The 16,338-nt window shown below is 69.4% G+C and carries 16 protein-coding genes and 1 pseudogene; 10 read left to right on the forward strand and 7 right to left on the reverse strand.

The window, feature by feature from the left end; all coding sequences use genetic code 11:
• Positions 1 to 119 precede the first annotated feature (119 nt).
• Together ACZ6ZT_RS25180 and ACZ6ZT_RS25185 are read left to right on the forward strand one after the other, a co-directional pair.
• Entirely contained in the window at positions 120 to 248 is a 129-nt protein-coding gene (locus ACZ6ZT_RS25180; protein WP_469722163.1) for a hypothetical protein, read from the forward strand.
• Between the two features lie 66 nt (positions 249 to 314).
• Positions 315 to 668 (forward strand): hypothetical protein, encoded by a 354-nt coding sequence (locus ACZ6ZT_RS25185; protein ID WP_469722164.1) that lies wholly within the window; start codon positions 315 to 317, stop codon positions 666 to 668.
• A 593-nt stretch (positions 669 to 1,261) separates the two neighbouring features.
• Here ACZ6ZT_RS25185 and ACZ6ZT_RS25190 read toward each other — a convergent pair.
• The 4 genes and pseudogenes from ACZ6ZT_RS25190 to ACZ6ZT_RS25205 form a co-directional block, all read right to left on the reverse strand.
• Positions 1,262 to 1,537 (reverse strand): annotated as a pseudogene (locus ACZ6ZT_RS25190) (response regulator transcription factor); the annotation flags it as partial.
• Positions 1,538 to 1,606: 69 nt separating this feature from the next.
• Complete coding sequence (locus ACZ6ZT_RS25195) at positions 1,607 to 3,616, reverse strand: RICIN domain-containing protein (RefSeq protein WP_469722165.1); 2,010 nt, start codon at positions 3,614 to 3,616, stop codon at positions 1,607 to 1,609.
• 211 nt (positions 3,617 to 3,827) lie between these two features.
• Positions 3,828 to 5,465, reverse strand: coding sequence for a trypsin-like serine protease (locus tag ACZ6ZT_RS25200; protein WP_469722166.1), 1,638 nt, complete (start codon positions 5,463 to 5,465; stop codon positions 3,828 to 3,830).
• A 262-nt stretch (positions 5,466 to 5,727) separates the two neighbouring features.
• The gene (locus tag ACZ6ZT_RS25205; RefSeq protein ID WP_469722167.1) at positions 5,728 to 6,249 is read right to left on the reverse strand and encodes a hypothetical protein; all 522 of its coding nucleotides are present in this window, start codon (positions 6,247 to 6,249) and stop codon (positions 5,728 to 5,730) included.
• Between the two features lie 596 nt (positions 6,250 to 6,845).
• Here ACZ6ZT_RS25205 and ACZ6ZT_RS25210 point away from each other — a divergent pair.
• Both ACZ6ZT_RS25210 and ACZ6ZT_RS25215 read left to right on the forward strand, forming a co-directional pair.
• Entirely contained in the window at positions 6,846 to 10,202 is a 3,357-nt protein-coding gene (locus ACZ6ZT_RS25210) for an ALF repeat-containing protein (RefSeq protein ID WP_469722204.1), read from the forward strand.
• Positions 10,203 to 10,343: 141 nt separating this feature from the next.
• Positions 10,344 to 10,871, forward strand: a complete 528-nt coding sequence (locus ACZ6ZT_RS25215; RefSeq protein ID WP_469722168.1) for a hypothetical protein — start codon at positions 10,344 to 10,346, stop codon at positions 10,869 to 10,871.
• A gap of 278 nt (positions 10,872 to 11,149) precedes the next feature.
• Here ACZ6ZT_RS25215 and ACZ6ZT_RS25220 read toward each other — a convergent pair whose 3' ends face one another.
• The 3 genes from ACZ6ZT_RS25220 to ACZ6ZT_RS25230 form a co-directional block, all read right to left on the reverse strand.
• The gene (locus ACZ6ZT_RS25220) at positions 11,150 to 12,133 is read right to left on the reverse strand and encodes a transcriptional regulator (protein ID WP_469722170.1); all 984 of its coding nucleotides are present in this window, start codon (positions 12,131 to 12,133) and stop codon (positions 11,150 to 11,152) included.
• Positions 12,134 to 12,238: 105 nt separating this feature from the next.
• Positions 12,239 to 12,394, reverse strand: coding sequence for a hypothetical protein (locus ACZ6ZT_RS25225; RefSeq protein WP_469722171.1), 156 nt, complete (start codon positions 12,392 to 12,394; stop codon positions 12,239 to 12,241).
• A gap of 110 nt (positions 12,395 to 12,504) precedes the next feature.
• A complete protein-coding gene (locus tag ACZ6ZT_RS25230) occupies positions 12,505 to 12,972 on the reverse strand; it encodes a winged helix-turn-helix transcriptional regulator (RefSeq protein ID WP_469722172.1) in 468 nt (155 codons plus the stop codon).
• On the opposite strand from ACZ6ZT_RS25230, the gene ACZ6ZT_RS25235 reads away from it, so the two are divergent.
• The 6 genes from ACZ6ZT_RS25235 to ACZ6ZT_RS25260 all read left to right on the forward strand — a co-directional run bounded on the left by ACZ6ZT_RS25235 (position 12,883) and on the right by ACZ6ZT_RS25260 (position 16,332).
• Positions 12,883 to 13,446, forward strand: a complete 564-nt coding sequence (locus ACZ6ZT_RS25235; RefSeq protein WP_469722173.1) for a carboxymuconolactone decarboxylase family protein — start codon at positions 12,883 to 12,885, stop codon at positions 13,444 to 13,446. The two genes, ACZ6ZT_RS25230 and ACZ6ZT_RS25235, sit on opposite strands and share 90 nt — an antisense overlap.
• A 38-nt stretch (positions 13,447 to 13,484) precedes the next feature.
• Positions 13,485 to 13,778, forward strand: a complete 294-nt coding sequence (locus tag ACZ6ZT_RS25240; protein WP_469722174.1) for a DUF1330 domain-containing protein — start codon at positions 13,485 to 13,487, stop codon at positions 13,776 to 13,778.
• A gap of 60 nt (positions 13,779 to 13,838) precedes the next feature.
• Positions 13,839 to 13,982 (forward strand): hypothetical protein, encoded by a 144-nt coding sequence (locus tag ACZ6ZT_RS25245; protein ID WP_469722175.1) that lies wholly within the window; start codon positions 13,839 to 13,841, stop codon positions 13,980 to 13,982.
• Between the two features lie 66 nt (positions 13,983 to 14,048).
• Complete coding sequence (gene nadC, locus ACZ6ZT_RS25250) at positions 14,049 to 14,936, forward strand: carboxylating nicotinate-nucleotide diphosphorylase (RefSeq protein ID WP_469722176.1); 888 nt, start codon at positions 14,049 to 14,051, stop codon at positions 14,934 to 14,936.
• Positions 14,924 to 15,253, forward strand: coding sequence for a tyrosine-type recombinase/integrase (locus tag ACZ6ZT_RS25255; RefSeq protein ID WP_469722178.1), 330 nt, complete (start codon positions 14,924 to 14,926; stop codon positions 15,251 to 15,253). The genes nadC and ACZ6ZT_RS25255 overlap by 13 nt, the downstream gene beginning before the upstream one ends.
• Complete coding sequence (locus tag ACZ6ZT_RS25260) at positions 15,196 to 16,332, forward strand: DUF6262 family protein (RefSeq protein ID WP_469722179.1); 1,137 nt, start codon at positions 15,196 to 15,198, stop codon at positions 16,330 to 16,332. The genes ACZ6ZT_RS25255 and ACZ6ZT_RS25260 overlap by 58 nt, the downstream gene beginning before the upstream one ends.
• The last annotated feature ends 6 nt before the right edge of the window (positions 16,333 to 16,338 follow it).

Raw genomic sequence — 16,338 nt, forward strand, 5'->3', positions numbered from 1 at the left:
ACGGTCCCATAGCGATGCTGCCTGTCGCGCAGCTGTACGTAAGGGATGTGCCCGATCTGAGCCCGCCGGAGGGCAAGGACCTGCTGCAGGTTCTATGGTGCCCCTTCGATCATCCGATCATGCCCAAGACCCGGCTCTTCTGGCGTTCGGCAGCCGCCGTCACCGACATCCTCGACACGCCCCCCGAGCCGCCCGCAGTGCAGTTCGACGGCTATCTACCGGAACCGTGCGTGCTCGAACCGGAGTAGATCACCGAGTACCCCGACCATCTGGAGCTGAGCGAAGAACTGCGGGGGCAGCTCAAGCAGTGGAGTGTGCCGCAGGCAGCAGAGGAAGACATGGACCCGGACACGTACTACGACTGTGTGCTGTCCAACGCACCTGGCTGGAAGGTTGGCGGCTGGCCCGCTTGGAACTCTACCGACCCCAGCTCGCAGTCCTGCTCCGAGTGCGGCACCGGCATGGAGGTCCTGATGACCGTCGCGACGTTCGAGGAAGGGGACGATGCCGGGAACAGCTGGTCTCCGCACCCCCACCCAGGTGCTGGACCATACCCCGGCCACCGCGGCTACAACGCGACCGGTGTCCAGATAGGCAGCGGCTACCGGCAGCACCTGTTCGTCTGTCCGGCGGAGCCCGAGCATCCGCACATCGAGTTGATGACGTAGCCCGTCCGCAGTGCGCAGCCGGGCGTCACGGTAGGGGCATGCCGTGACGCCCGGCGGCCGCGAGGCCACGGTGCCTACCTGCGGCCCGACATCCGAGAAGGAAGCGGGCCATCCCTGACACGACCGCGACGCATCGCCCCAGGTTAAGCGCGTCCCGATGAGCTCGCCGGTCGGTAGCCACCGTCGACTACGGGCGCGCCGCCGGGGGCATGGTCGACGTCCCGCTCTACTCGGCGCTCGACGTCGCCCTGCTGGAGCGGGTGCGGCCGGAGGTGGACTGGCGGCAGGTGCGGCGCACACCCCCGGGCCGCCGCTCCCCCCTCGCCGCCCTCACCTCGGCCGCACCGGGTGAGGACCGGGTGTTTCTGGGGACGGCCGCCCGGATGGCGGGGTGGGCCGGGCCGCGGTCGTGGTATGGCGCCGTCGCCTGCCCGGCTTCCCCAACCCGGCCGGAGGCACGGACGCGAGGCCGCTGTTCGACCGGCGGGCGGTGGCGGCCTGGCTGCTGGCGCACGGCAAGCTGACCGTGCCCGCCGTGGTACCGATGGCGAGCCTGTTCGTGTACGGGTTGGGTGGGCGCCTGCCGATGGTCCGCGTGGCCGAGCCTGCCCGCCGGCGGCATAGGCGGCAGCCTGGGAGCGACGTTCCATACCGATTTTGGAGAGCAGGCTGGAGACGTAGTTTTTGACCGCCTTCTCCGCGAGATTCAGGCGTTCACCGATGGCGCGGTTGGTCAGTCCTTCGCCGATCAGATCAAGAATCTTGCGCTCGTGCTCGCTCAGGATGGCCACGCGGCCGTCGCCCTGGGCGCCGTTGCCGCGCTGCCGCTCCATTACGCGGGCGGTAGCGACCGGATCGAGGAGCGACTTTCGTATCCTCGGTTCATTCTCGGTGCGACGACGGCCGACCGGCTTCGGTGTGCCGGGGGAATTTTCCGGTTACAGGTACCAGCTCTGACCCGGGTAGGCGGGGTCGGCGGCGTGTCCCCACTGCTGGGCGGGTGCGCCGTTGTCCTTGCTGGAGTTGCTGATCTCCAGGGTCTTGCCGCTGTTGACGTTGCTGATGTTCAGGCTGACGGTGTTGCCCGCCTGCGTGATCGTCCACTGCATGGTGGGGATGTCGTAGCAGGTGTACTGCTGCGCACGGGCACCGTTGTCCTTGCTGGAGTTGGTGATCTCCAGGCACTTGCCGCTGTTCACGTTGACGATCTGGTAGACGCCCGCGGTGGCCGTCGGCCGGTACTCCCACTGCGCGCCGCCCTGCGAGCCGCAGGTCCACTGCTGGGCGAGGGCCCCGTTGTCCTTACTGGAGTTGGCGATTTCCAGGCACTTGCCGCTGTTCACGTTGCGGATCCGGCCGCTGGCGGGCACGGGAACGGGAGAGGGCCAGGCATTGGTGCCGCTCGCCAGGACGCCCTGGCCGTTGCCCTTGTAGAAGTTGAAGCGCTGCTGGTTGTTCCACAGGCCGCCGAGGTCGGCCTTGCCGTCACCGTTGAAGTCGCCGGACAGCAGGATCGGCATGTTGTTCCACGACGTGTCGGGCCAGATGGAGACGCCGGCGTCGAGGCCGCCGGAGATGTTGCCGTTGTAGCGGCGCAGGGCGCCGTCGGAGGCGATGGCGACGACGTCGTCGCGGCCGTCGCCGTTGAAGTCACCGGCGGTGATCTTCTGGATGTTCAGCCAGGAGGTGTCCGCCCACATCTTGCGGCTCTCGCCGCCGTTCAGCACGCCCTCGGCGGTGGTGGGGTAGGCGTACAGGGACCCCTTGGCGTCACCGGTACCCCAGACGGCGAGGAGCCCGTCGCGGCCGGAGCCCGGTGCCCGGTACCGTTCCAGCTGGCGCATGGCGTCCCAGTTGGTGCCGTCCGGCCACATCGCCTTGCCCGCGGCGAGACTGCCGTCGGGCCGTCCCGTGTACAGGCGCAGCGCGCCGCCGCTCCAGACGGCGGCGATGTCGGTGATGCCGTCGCCGTTGAAGTCACCGCCGATGATCTTCCTAGCGCCACCCCAACTGCCGTCGCCCGTCCACAGGGAACGGCCGTACTCGAAGGTGCCGTCGGGCCGGCCCGCGAAGGTGTGCAGGTTTCCGTCGTCGGTCACGGCAGCGACATCAGTGCGCCCGTCCCGGTTGAAATCGCCGGTCGTCAGCACGCCGGTGACCCTGGGCACCAGCGACGCGAGCCGCACCTCCGGCGTCGTCCTGCGGACCTGATCGATCCAGCCCGCCACGTCGTCCAGGCGTACGTCGATCGCACCGGTACGGGTCTCGGTCGCATCCGTGCCGAGACATCCGCCCTGCCACGAACGGGAGTTGACGGCCGCCAGTTCGAGGGCGCCGCCCTTCTGCCGCAGGGCCGGACCGCCGGTGTCGCCCTTGCACACCACCGCGGTGCCGTCGGACGCGTCCAAGCCGACGGTGCCCGCGTTCAGGGAAGCCACCGTGAAGGCACCCGTGTGCGCCCTGTCCGGTACCCATTCCGTCTTGGTCCGGCCGAACCCCAGCGACGTGAGCTGCTCCCCGGCCACCGGGGCCGTGGTGGCGACCTTGACCGGATCCACTCCGACGAGTCGCCAGGCGAGCTTCACCATCACCAGGTCCCGGTCCGCGTGCGGCACCAGCTCGACCGCCTCGACCACGGCGCCCGTGGACTGCGTGAGATCGGTGCGGCCCACGGTCACGGTCGTCTTCACGGCCGGCTTGCCGGCCGGGAGCGGCGTAGTGCCGTCACGGAAGCACGAGGCGGCGGTGATCACCCATTGGGCGTCGACCAGCGCGCCGGAGCAGGCGGCCTTGTCACCGATGGTGAGCTTCGCGGCGAAGCCGTAGCCGGCAGCGGGGGCGTCGGGGCCGGCGAGTGCCGTGGCGTGACCGGTGGTGAGGAGCCCGACTCCTACCGTCGTAGCGACCAGGGTGGCAGCCCACGCGGTGCGTGAACCATGTACGGACATGATGATCCTTTTGGTAGGAGAAGGAGCGGAACCCGGTCGGCCATGACGTGCGGGCCTCCGGTGCGTGGTGCGCGTACCTTTTCGTCGCCCGGACCCGTGGCCGCCTGCCGACGCGGCCCGGCCGCCCCGCTTCACCGGGGGCACACCGCGCGAGCGGATGCGGGTCTCCGCGGCACCCTGCGGCGCCGCGGAGGCCGGAACCGGGTGTGTGTCAGAGGGTGCCGGCGAGCGAGATGGAGCCGAGAGCCCCGGTAGCGCCCTTGGTGCTGACCCATGTGCCCGCGGACCAAGTGCGGTCGGTGTGACGGACGATGTGCAGGATCCGGTTGTCGCTGGTGGTGACGGCGACCTGGAGTTCCCCGTCGACCGTGCCGGCGCCGAGGGACTTCACCGTGAGGGTGCCGAGGCTGGACTTGAGGTCACCGAAGGGCGCCCAGGTGCCGTTGGCGTACCGGACGGAGTGGTATTGACGGGTACCGTTGTCGGTGGCGATGACGACGTGGGTGTCCCCGCCCGTACCGGCCATGCTCACCGAACTGACGGGCCCGGTGGCACCGGCGGCCTGCGCGACGTCTCCCCATACGGTCCAGTGACCGGTGGTCCGGCGGACGGTGTGGAAGGCCTTGCCGCCGCTGACGGCGACGACGTGGAGCTCGCCCCCGGAACTAGCGGTGGCGACGGAGGTGACGGCACCGATGGGGCCCGTGGCCGCGGCGACGTCACCGAAGGCCGTCCAGTTCCCTGCGGCATTGCGCACGGTGTGAAACACCTTGCCGCCCGCGACCACGACGACGTGCAGGTCGCTGCCGATCGAGACGGTGGAAACCTGGGTGATGCCGCTGAGGACGCCGGCCTCGCCGCCGAGATCACCGAACGCGCCCCAACTGCCGTTGGCCTTGCGGATCGTGTGCCACAGGCGTCCGTCCGTGCCCAGCGCCACCACGTGGGTATCGCCATTGATCCCGGCGACGGCGGCCGTGCGCACGCCGCCGATGTTCCCGGCCTTGGACTGGACGTCGGTGAAACCGGTCCAGGACCCGTCGGCCAGCCGGATGCCCTGGTAGAGGTCGGTGCCCGCTTGCAGGAGAGACTCGGTCTTCCAGCCCGGCGTCAGGGCCCTGGCCTGCTGCACCCACTCGTTCAGATCGTCCGTCCGCACGGAGACCGCGCCGGTGCGGGTCTCCGTACCGGCTGTTCCGAGGCAGCCTCCTTGCCATGAGCGGCTGTTGACGCCGATCAGCTCGCCGGCCGCGTTCAGGAGCGGCCCGCCGGTGTCGCCCTTGCAGAGGGCGTCGGTGCCCTTGCCGGTGATGGCCAGCGTGGTGGCGGCGGCGGAGTCGACGGTGAAGGAGCCGGTGTGCGGCTTGTCGGGCACCCACTCGGTCTTCGTACGGCCGAACCCGGCCGAGGTGATCTCGGCGCCGGCGGCCGGGGCCGCACCGCCCCGCTTGATGCCGGCGATGCCGGTGGCCGGGCCGGCGAGGCGGGCCAGGACAAGGTCGCGGTCCGTGCGGGGCAGCAGATCGACGACGTCCACCGCCTGGCCGCTGCTGAGGGTGGCGGTGCTCTTCAGGGCCGGCTTTCCGGCGGGGACCTGCGCACCGGGCGTGGTGGCGAAGCAGCTGGCGGCCGTGGCGATCCACCACTGGTCGATCAGGGTCGCGGTGCAGGCACGGGAGTTGGCTTCGTCGCCGATGTTCAGCCTGGCGACGCTCGCGAGCTGGCCGGCGACGGCCTCGGGGCCTGTCATCGCGAGGGCGGGAGCGACCGGGACCAGACCGGCCGAAACCGCCGTGGCGGACACCAGGAGACCGGCCATCCGTGCCGAGCGCGGACGGAGTGCAGACATGCATCTTCCTTCTGTTGGTCAAGTGCGCAGGAATCGATAAACGGTGCTTCCGCGAGCCGCAGTTCGGCCGTGAGCACCTTACGCAGCAGCTGACTCGCCCGGGCTTCCCCCGTCGATCGCTCGTCACCGGACGGCGGGAGATGCGGATCCCTGGGAATCCTCGAACTCGTAGCGGGGAAGATTCCCGTAGTCCATACCGCATTCACCTCGCGGGACCCGGAGTCGGCGACTTCGCGAACGGACGTCACCGATCCTGCGCTTGCTACTTGGTGGACCTGATTTCCATGAGCATGAAGTCACGCCCCTGCTCGTCCGCACTCTCGCCGACCGGAGTCCAGGTTCCCTTGTTCACGTCGAACGACTTCGACTCCGCGCCCACGGACATGTCCACCTTGGTGGCGTACGAGTTTCCCTTGATGCTGAAGACAGAAGGAATTTCCAGCGTCAGATAGCCCTGGTCGCCCGTGATGCGGAAGCAGATCCTGTCGTTCGTACGGGACCAGACCTCGAGGAGGTCGTTCGCGCTCGCGCAATCAGCGAGAAGGATATGGCCGTCACCGCGCTTCAGCGTGATGTGCTGTTCCGCGAGGATCTTGTCGGCGTTCGGGTACCCGAAGTCCTCGACGGCGTAACCGGGACCTTCTTCGGCAACCGCCTTCATTCCGGCACCACTTGCGGCAACGGTCGTCCCACCCGTCACTCCGCTCGCGAACGTGACCCATGCCAGGGCGCCCGCGCACAGGGCCGCGCCAACGGATCGTAGAATTGCCTTGCTTACCTTCATCGTTTTCCTAGTCGTCGATTCCATGAGTAAGTACAGGGAACGTGCGCCAATGCGGGAGGCGAAGGCATGACCAATGGGTGATGCGCTCGGCCGCGAGCGCATCACCCCTGGAATCCCCCGCTCCCAGCAAGATCGTAACTGCGCGCCCAGTTTTCCATAACCTCCCGTAAGGGAAAGGGGGATGGCGGCGGAGAAGTGGGTAGCCCCTCAAGGTCCTCCGTATAGAAACACCTGCCTCGGTGCCCGTCCATCGATATATTGACAACAAACCAGGACAAACCGGCAACCTGCCCCGTGAGACGTGCGCCACGTTTACCCGCCCATTTTGCTGTTTCGGAATATTGACTTCCACACCTTGTCCGCGGAAGGTTTCATTCCAGGTTTTGGTGAGGGCCGCGAAGCGCATTCTCTTTTATGGTGACGGGTGTTCAACCCGTTCATGGGCGCATAGGGTCGATGGTGCGCGCCCATCGCGTCACCCTCGATTCCCCTACGGGCCGAGGGACACGGGTGCAGCCAAAACAACTCGCTGTCTGGCGATGCCGTCACGCGCGCTGCCGACCAGGCACTGATCCTTAAGGAACGTTTTGGACACCATGTATTGGAGCAGGCGGCGCATCCTCGGCGCCGTCGCGGCCACCACGGCTGCCATCGCCACCTCAAGCCTCGTGCTCAACCCGGCGGCCGCCTGGGCCGCCGTGCCGCCGGCGGACGACAACGGTGACCCCTTCCTGCTGCCGGACACCGACCGGGCCAAGGTCGTCAAGGCGTGGCTGCTGGGCGGCAAAGCCGTCCGTGCGTCAGCCGCGGCGGCACTGACCGGGTCTGACGCGGAGGTACAGAACTTCCTGGCGGTGAAACTGCCCTCGGACACGGCCATGGACAACCGGGTCGCGATCATCACGTCCCTGGTGCGGGGCGGGAAGGGCAGTCGGCGCGAGGCCGTGGCCGCGATCAACGGCGGCGACTCCGCCATTGCCGCCTACCTGGCGGGTGGCTTCAAGGGAGCCATCGCCGAAGACCTGCGGGTTGCCACCGCCACGGTGATGGCCGGTGGCGGCAAGGCCGTGAACCGCGTCGGCAACGCCGCCATGAACGACGGCTCCCAGGCCGCGCTGGAGGCGTTCCTCACCGACGGGCAGTACACGGCTCGCGAGGAGGACATGCGCGTCGAGACCTCAAAGCTGATGGTGCAGGCAGGTCCGGAGGTGCAGAAGTACGCCTCCCGGGCGCTCTCCGGCACCGCTGGCGACGTCGAATGGTTCCTTGAGACCGGCCAGTTCATCGCCCGGGCCCGCGACCAGGAGGCTTCGAAGATCCAGGAGCTCGTGGCGGTCGTCCAGCGCGAAGGCAAGAAGGCCGACGCGATGACGAAGCAGGCCGTGGAAGCCGGTGCCCGGGCCGTGGAGGCGGCGTCGAAGGCCAAGGAAGCGGCGGAGAACGCCGCGGCCGAGGCGCAGGCCGCACAGAACGACGTGGCCAAGGCCGGTAAGGCGGCCCGTAACGCGGGCGAGGCGGCGAAGGGTGCGGCCGACTCGGCTCGCGTCGCCATGAGCGCTTCCAATGCCGCTGTTCAGGCCTCGCGCCGGGCCGCCTACGCGGCCGCTGCCGCCAGTCAGGCCGCGGCCAGCGCGGGCTCAGCCGCCGCCCGGGCGTACGGCGCCGCCATCGCCGCTTCCAAGGACGCTTCTCAGGCAGCCGCCTGCAAGGACGCGGCCGTCGCCGCGCGTACGGCCGCGGCCCAGGCGCGCAGTGCCGCCACGGCCGCCGACTTCGCCGCCGGCGCGGCGTCCCAGGCCGCGGGGGCCGGGGACGCCGCCGCTTCGGCAGCACGCAACGCCTCGGCCGCCGCGAACGCTTCGGCCGCCGCGGCCAGCGCCGCGGGTGCGGCCCAGACCGAGGCCGCGGAGGCCAAGCGACAGGCGCAGATCGCCGGCGCGAACGCCCAGATCGCCACCAACGCCGCCGGCACCGCACAGGTGCTGGCCAACGCCGCGGCGACCGCCGCGCGGACCGCACGCGATGCCGCGAACAGCGCGGCCGACCACGCCGAGAAGTCGGCGGCCGCTGCCGACTGGGCCGTCCAGTACGCCGGCCAGGCGGTGGAGTACGCGAAGAAGTCCACCGAGTTCGCCAACGAAGCCACGAAGGCCGCGAACACCGCCACCGACGCCGTCATCCAGGCGGTCGCGGTGGAGAAGAGCGCGCGGGAGGCCGAGTGGCAGCGGCTGGACCAGGACATGAAGCAGGCGATCGAGGAGACCCGCCTGCTGGCGCAGGTAGAAGTGCAGGAGAAGGCCGAGTACGCCAAACGGCGTACCCAGGCCGAGCAGGCCGAGCAGGTCACCAAGGACTTCGTGGCCCAGGCCGAGTCGGCCCTCAAGACGGGTGACCTGGGGGGTGCGGCCTCCCTCGGGCGCAAGGCGGCCATCGCCCTGATGGCGTCCAAGGGGTCCTGGTCGCAGGAGGCGGCGCGGTTCGCGCTGGCGGGCACGGACTCGGACGTGCACGTCTGGCTCGACACGGACCGCCGGATCGCGCAGCGGCAGGACGACCGGGAGACCAGTCTCTACCTCGCCAAGACTTGCGCCCCGGACATCGCCTCCGCCGCGACCGCAGCGCTGGCGAGCAGCGCCCCGGATGCCGCGACGGACTTCCTCGTCACCGGTGTGGTCCAGGCCGCCGCGATGGACAACCGCGTCGCCGTCAACCGCGTCCTGGCCAACAACCCCGGCCGCGCGGTGACGAAGGCGGCGAATGACGCACTCGACGCCGGTACCCCCCAGGCCCTGTCCGAATTCCTCGGCAGCACGTATGAGGCGGCGCAGCGTGAGGACGACACCGTCGCCACCGCGACCCTCCTCAGCACGGGGGGCCCGTACACCAAGTCCCATGCGCAGGCGGCGATGGAGGGCCCCGCATGGATGCGCCGCAACTTCATCGCCTCGGTGCAGCACAAGACCGCGCAGCTCGACTACGACTCGGCCACCCACATCACCGCGATGCAGGGAGCGATCGCCGCGGCCGCGAAGATCGCCCACAAGGCGCAGGAGGACGCCGCCCGCGCCCAGGAGGCAGCCGCCAAGGCCCGCAACGCCGCGAACGAGGCACTGGAGTGGGCGAACAAGGCCACCCAGTCGGCCTCGAACGCCGCCACCTCCGCGCGGGAGGCGGACACCCTCGCGAGCAACGCCGAGAAGTCGGCCGCGTCCGCACAGGCGTCGGCCGACAGGGCGAAGCAGGCGGCTGCCACCGCCCGGACCGCCGCGCGTTCGGCGAACTACTCGGCCAACCGTGCGGTGGACGCCGCTTTCAACGCGGTCGCCTCCGCCAACGCCGCCCAGGCATCCGCCGCCTCCGCCCACTCCTCCGCGGTCCAGGCCGGCCAGGACGCGAAGACCGCTGCGACCGCTGCGAGCCAGGCCCACCAGATCGCCCTGGACAAGCGGGCGGCCGAAGTCGCCGCTGCGGCGAAGAAGGCCGCCGAGGAAGCGAAGGCGGCCAAGGACGCCGGGCTGAACCCGTGCGACAAACCCGAGAACGACAGCGTCAAGGGCGGCCTTCCCTGGTGGAAGGAGGACGCGCGGTGGATGGCGGACGCCTCGAACGCCCTCAGCATCATGTTCGGCTTCGCCTCGGCCTTCACCGGCCTGGCCGGGCTGGGCATCGGCTTGTTCTTCCCGCCCGCGGTCCCGTTCGTCGAGGCCCTGGCCACCGGCTTCGGATACACCTCGATGGCCTTCTCCGGGCTCAGTACGCTGTTCACCGGCATCGGCTACGGGTGGACGAGCAGCCAGTTCAAGTCCTCCCTCGCGAGCACCGCCCTGGGTGTCCTCACCTTCGGCCAGTCCAAGTGGATCGGTGCTGTCGGCGGCGGAAAGGTCGCCACGAAGATCACTCAATTCGGGCACGACCTCGTCTCACCCGTCACCAGCCTGCTGTCCCTCTTCTAGCAGGTCACGACGCGCAAGCACCGCAAGGGTCGGCGGCACTCATGCCGCCGACCCTTGTGGTGCGCCGCGGTGGGTGTCGTTCCGCTGCCGTCGGTACCGGTCGGCGGTCCGTCCGCGGGGGCCATGTGCTCAAATGAACGCATGGTGAACCCGCGCACGGCCCTCGGGCCCCTCGAACTCGTCGACGGTGTATGGGTCCTGGGCGATGGCCATCGGCCCGGCGGATCCTGCATCGAGTTCCGTACCGAGGGACTGCACCGACGGGGCCGCGGCGGGGACGGCGAGTCGATCCCGTGGTCGAGGATCATGCTCGGGGTCAGGGTGTACATCGGGCGAGGGCAGCCGAATCACGGGCAGTACTCACTGCTCGGCATGCTCGGCAACCTCCCCGGCCCCTTCAACGGACGTGGTGGTGGACATATCGACATGACACTCCGCCACCCCTACGAGGACCGCAAGCTGACCTTCACCCGGCACACACGTGCCTACCGCCTCTTCGACACCGTGCTCCTGGAGGAAATGCTGTCGCAGGTCGTGGCCGCGGACCAGGCGCACCGCCTCGGTGACCCCGACTGGCTGGGACACGTGGTCGACCGCCTGATACTGCTGGTTCCCTGGCAGAAGCGCTCAACCCTCAGCGAAGCCGTGGGGACGGCCTGGCGGGACTGAAGCGCGCTGCCGGTATCACGTACGGCACAGGTGCGGGCAATTTCGGGACCGCAGCAGGAGTGATCCACCGCCTCACCCACCGCCGCCCGGCACCCATCGACCATGTCCTGCACTGGTCACACCGGCGACGGCGACGACAATCCAAGCCCGCATCAGCCACTACAAACGACGCGGCCACACACACCAGAAGCCAACAAACCATTACAGCAAACACCGTTGCAGTACTAGACCACATCCTGGAGTCACGAGGAGGGCTGACGGGTGCGGGCAGGATTCCGTCACGATGCGAGCAGGGCCTCTCCGAGGAGGTCTCGGGCGCGGCCGGTGAGCTGTCGGTGCAGGGCTTCGGCCCGGGACCTGATCAGGCCCTCACGGTAGGCGGCGGGGAGCCGTTCCCACACGCCGACGGCCACGGTGGCAGCTTCGGCCTGGTCGCCGTCCGCACGTAGGCATGCCGCGGTGTCGACCGCGATGAGCGCTCGCGTCATCACGGACGGGGAGTCGGTCAGTTCCAGGGCGTGTTCCTGCTGGGTGTGGGCGGCGCGGGTGTCGCCCAGGAGCGTGTACGCCTGCGACAGGTGGACGCGGTGCTTCTGCTCCGGGTATCCGAACCAGGTATCGGCGCGCTCGGCCCCGTCGAGGCGTTCGACGAGGGTGTCGACATTGGCGACGGCAGCCCGGGCTCCGGCTCTGTCCCCGGCGGCCGCCAGGGCCCGCGCGGTGACCGCGGCCGCGAGTGCGCCGGCGCCGGTCGCGGTCCGCCCGGCTTCGCGGCGGGCCTGCCGGGCGATCCTGGCTGCCGCCTCGGGGGCGCCGTAGTTGAGCGGCACCATGGCCTGCCGGGCCAGCACCCACGCGGTCATGCGCCGGTCTCCGGCCTCCCGAGCTGCGCGTTCGGCGGTCGCGAACCACCTGAACGCGTCGGTCTGGTCGCCCCGGTCGTGCTGGACGATGGCCACGAGCCCGGTGATACCGGCGGCCGTCCGCGCCAGATCCGCCCGCTCGCTCGCCGGGTGCGAACGCTTGAGGACCTGCGCGAGGAGGTCGAGGTCGGCATGCATCTCGGTGAGGACGGTCTCGGGCGAACGGCCGTTGTAGCCGCCGCGGTGGCGTTCGAACGCGGCGTGCAGGTAGGCGAGGTCACCAGCGTTGCCGCCATGAGCGAGGCCGCGGTCGATGCCCTCGCGAGCCTGCGCGATGCCGGGCAGGGCGACCATCCCCGCCGCCGCTCCCGTCACTCCCATGAACCGTCGCCGTTTCACGTCCGGGCTCTCCTCTCCCTGCTCGCGTCGCCACTTCCGTGAGGCTGCCACCGCCCGGCGGAGCTCGTCCACCGCGATCCCGTACGCCGCGCTCAGCGCCGGGTATCAGACCGGCGTAGGCAGACGGCGGCCGGTCTCCCACCGCTTCAGGTTCTCCAGGTCGAAAACCTCACCACGGGCTTCGCCGATCAGCTCGGCCTGCTGCTCGCGGGAGCGCCCAGCGGCCTCGCGGGTCTTGCGCAGAAGTAAGAGCGCGCGCATAGGCGGTGTGGGGAGCCTCGGCAGCAAGGCTGGCACCGGTCCCGATGAACATGGAGTCGCGACACTCTGTGACCACTGGAGAGACTGAGCCCGTCCTGCCGTCACGGCCGTCAGTCCGCCGCCTTGGGCCGCCAACCGGAGGCCCAAGCATCGAGCGGGGCGAGAGATTCTTGAAGGGTCCTGCCCTGTTCAGTGAGCAGGTACCCCTCGCCGGCGTGCTCGACGAGGTCGGCCTGTCCGAGCTCGCGAAGCCTGTCTGCCAGGACGCTTGATGAGACGCCGCCACATCGTTGCTGGAGCTGGCGGAAGGTCGGACATGAGTCGTCCCGTAGCTCCCACAGGACTCGCAGCGCCCAGCGTCGGCCCAAGAGGTCCAGGAGCGCCATGATCGGGCGCCCCGTGTGCGAGCCGCGGACCCGGCGGCCTGGGAGTGGTGTTGGTCGTGTCATTTGCTTCCCTTTCCGAAGCGTCAATGTTAACGTCCCGCTATGCCTCTGAAATCGAAGCAGCCTCGCATCGAGCCGCTCTCGCCGCCCTATGGCGAGGGAGCCAGCGAGGCCCTTGAGCTCCTCGGGCATCCCCCCATCCAGCTGTTCCGAGTGTGGGCCCGCCGGCCCGGGCTCGCCCGCTCCATCGCGGGCTGGGGAAGCTACTACTTCTCTCGGCGCTCCGCTCTCACTCCGCGCCAGCGCGAGCTGGCCATCGACCGGACCACCGCGCTGTGTGGCGCCGACTACGAGTGGGCTGTGCACGTCGCGGGCTTCGCCGAGAAGGTGGGACTCGACGCGGCGCAGCTCGCGTCCCTCGCGAAGGGAAGGCCGACGGACGACTGCTGGCACACCACCGATCGTGCCGTGCTCGAAGCGGTCGACGAACTCCATGCGACCTTTGACCTCTCCGACGACACCTGGGCGAACCTGGTCGCTGTCGCCGATGAAGATGCCGCACTCGATCTGGTCTTGATCTGCGGTTGGTACCACGCCATCTCGTTCGCCGTCAGGGCGCTCCGCCTGCCCCTTGAACCCGGCACCGAGCCGATCTCGGCACACTGATCTACGTCACATGCACTCATCCCGACACTGGAGGTTCCATGCCCAAGGGCTACTGGGTCAGCGTCTACCGCACCATTTCCGACCCTGAGAAGCTGGCTGCTTACAACAAGCTGGCCCCTCCGGCCGTCAGGGCCGGAGGCGGTCGGGTCCTCACCCGTGGTGGTCGGGTCGTGGCGTATGACGCCGGAATTGCCGAGCGCACCGTCCTGATCGAGTTCGACAGCTTCGAGCAGGCCGTCGCGGCGCGCGAGAGTGCGGCCTACCAGGAGGCGCTGGTCGCCCTCTCCGACGGCGTCGAGCGCGACTTCCGCATCGTCGAAGGCATCGACTGACCGAGGTCCAGTCGGATCTTCACTGAAGGCTCACAGCTCCAAGAGGCTCGACTCGCCGAGGTGCTGTGCAACGGCAGCTACAGCCTCACCCCGCTCGGCCACGACGCCCGCGAGGCCCTGCGTTCGGTCACCGAGTGGTCGCAGCGGTGGGCTGCCAAGCGCCCCGCCCACTGCTGCCGAGGGTGCCAGCGCAACCGGTTCTGACAGCGGTCCACGCGCGGGACACCTCGGATTTTCGGCCCGTAACCACAGAACTGGAAACCACGGACCATGACAGAGTTCCCCTCACAGGCGGCGCGAACCGCCGTCGCCGCTGCCCTGGCCGAGGATGAGTCGGGTCAGGACATCAGCACCGCGTGGAGCGTTCCCGAAGGCATGGCGGCCGTGGCCGAGATCCGCGCCCGGCAATGCGGCATCGCCGGCGGTCTTCCCGTGGTCGCCGAGGTCTTCGCCCAGGTCGACCCCGAGGTCACAGTGGAAGCGCTCGTCCCCGACGGCGCCCGGCTGACCGGCGACGATGTCCTGGTGCGCCTGTCCGGCTCGGCGCGCAGCCTGATCACCGGGGAGCGTACGGCGCTGAACTTCCTGCAGCGCATGTGCGGCATCGCGACGCTCACCGACCGCTACGTCCAGGCTGTGGCGGGGTCCGAGGCGCGCATCCTGGACACCCGCAAGACGGCGCCGGGCCTGCGCGCCCTGGACAAGTACGCGGTCACCGTCGGCGGCGGCCGCAACCACCGGCTCAACCTCGCGGCGATGGTGCTGCTCAAGGAGAACCACATCGCCGCGGCAGGCGGCGTGACCACCGCGATCGACGCGGTCCGGCGCGGGATGGCGCGCACCGGGCAGAAGGTGGAGACCGATGTCGAGGTGCAGACCGTGGCGCAGGCCGTTGAGGCCCTCGATGCCGGGGCCCGCTGGATCATGCTCGACAACATGCCGGTGGCCGACATCGAAATGGTCGTGAAAATCCGGGCCGAGCGTGCCGACACCTCTCGGATCCTGCTGGAAGCCTCGGGCACCGTCCGTCTGGACAGCGTCCGCGCCATCGCCGAGACGGGAGTCGACCTCATCTCGGTCGGCGCGTTGACGCACAGCGCGCCCGCGCTGGACCTGACGATGCTGCTGACGACCGCCCCGGTGCCATGCCCGAGATAGTGGTCATCGACGCGCGTCAGCGGCAGGGCCGGGGCGGCAGCCCGACCGCTGTTCTCGACGAAGGTTCGTTCACCGACGAGGAGCATGCCGCATTACCGGGTGGCTTCGTTCACTTTCAGCAGCAGCGTTTGCGGGTCGACACGCTCGACATTGCGCACTGCGTCCCGCACCAGGTCAGGCACACCCTGGCCACCAACCTCCTGCGCAACGGGGCGAACCTCTCCCACATCAAGCGCTACCTGGGGCAGTCTCCGAGCGTATGGCCGAGCACTACACCCACCTGGCCAACACCGACCCGCGGCTCAACGACGCGCTGAACGCGGTCTGGGTCTCCGGGCCAGGCTCGGTCGAGCCTGGCGTCCTGCTCTCCAGCGGCGAGCCGATGAGCCGGGAGGAGGCCGAAGCGCTGGCCATTGACCTCACCCGCCGGTCCACGCCAGCCGAGGGCGGGTTCTGCACGTTCCAGCCCGTCGTCAACGGCGACACCTGCCCCTGGAAAATGGACTGCCACAACTGCGACAAGTTCGTCCTGTCCGGCGCCGATCTCGTCTACTGGCACCGCAAGCGCGAGCAGTGGCGCACGCTGGCCGAGCGCGCACCCGACGGCGCGACCGCCGATTTCCTGCACGAGGTGTTCGAGCCGACCGCCCGCGCAATCACCGGCCTGGAGAAGGCCCTGGAGGCCCTCGGCCTGCTGGACGAGGCCCTCACGCTCGACCTGCGCCGGCCGCAGGACTACTTCGGGCCGGGTCTGGAGTACCGCCTTCCGAGCCCAGGAACTCGCCCGGCACGAAACAGAGGACGAGGCCGCATGAGACCGGAATCCACTGCCGCGGTCATCGCCGCACGCCGTCGACAGACCGAGCAGAAGCTCGAACAGGTCAAGACCGCGATCGGCCAGCTCCGACGCGAACGCAGCCGCCTGACCGTCCGGGCCGTCGCCCAGCGGGCAGACGTCTCTGCCACGTTCCTCTACGAGAACACCGACGCCCGCGCGCTCGTCCAGCAGGCGGCCACCGACAGCCGAAGCCGCCACGACCGCCAGACCCAGCAACAGCACGACCACATCGAAGCCACCTGGCGCGAACGCGCCCTCAACGCCGAGGCTGAACTCACCGGCGTCCAGAAGGAGGTGCTCACCCAGCGGCAGCAGATCGGCGAATCCATGGGACAGCTACGGGACTTCGACCAGGTGGTCCCCGGCGAGTCCGTGCAGGTACTCGTCACCGAGAACACCACCCTCAAGCACCGCGTCCACCATCTCACCCGTGAGCACCGCACCCTGCAGGAACGCCTCGAGGGCGCCCGCTCCAACCTACGGTTCGCCGACAAGCGAATCGCCGACCTCGAAGCCGAGCTCCTCGAAGCTCTCCTGCCCGACCAGAGGCCCCACTGACCGGCG

Source organism: Streptomyces sp. NPDC102258 (assembly GCF_055584685.1).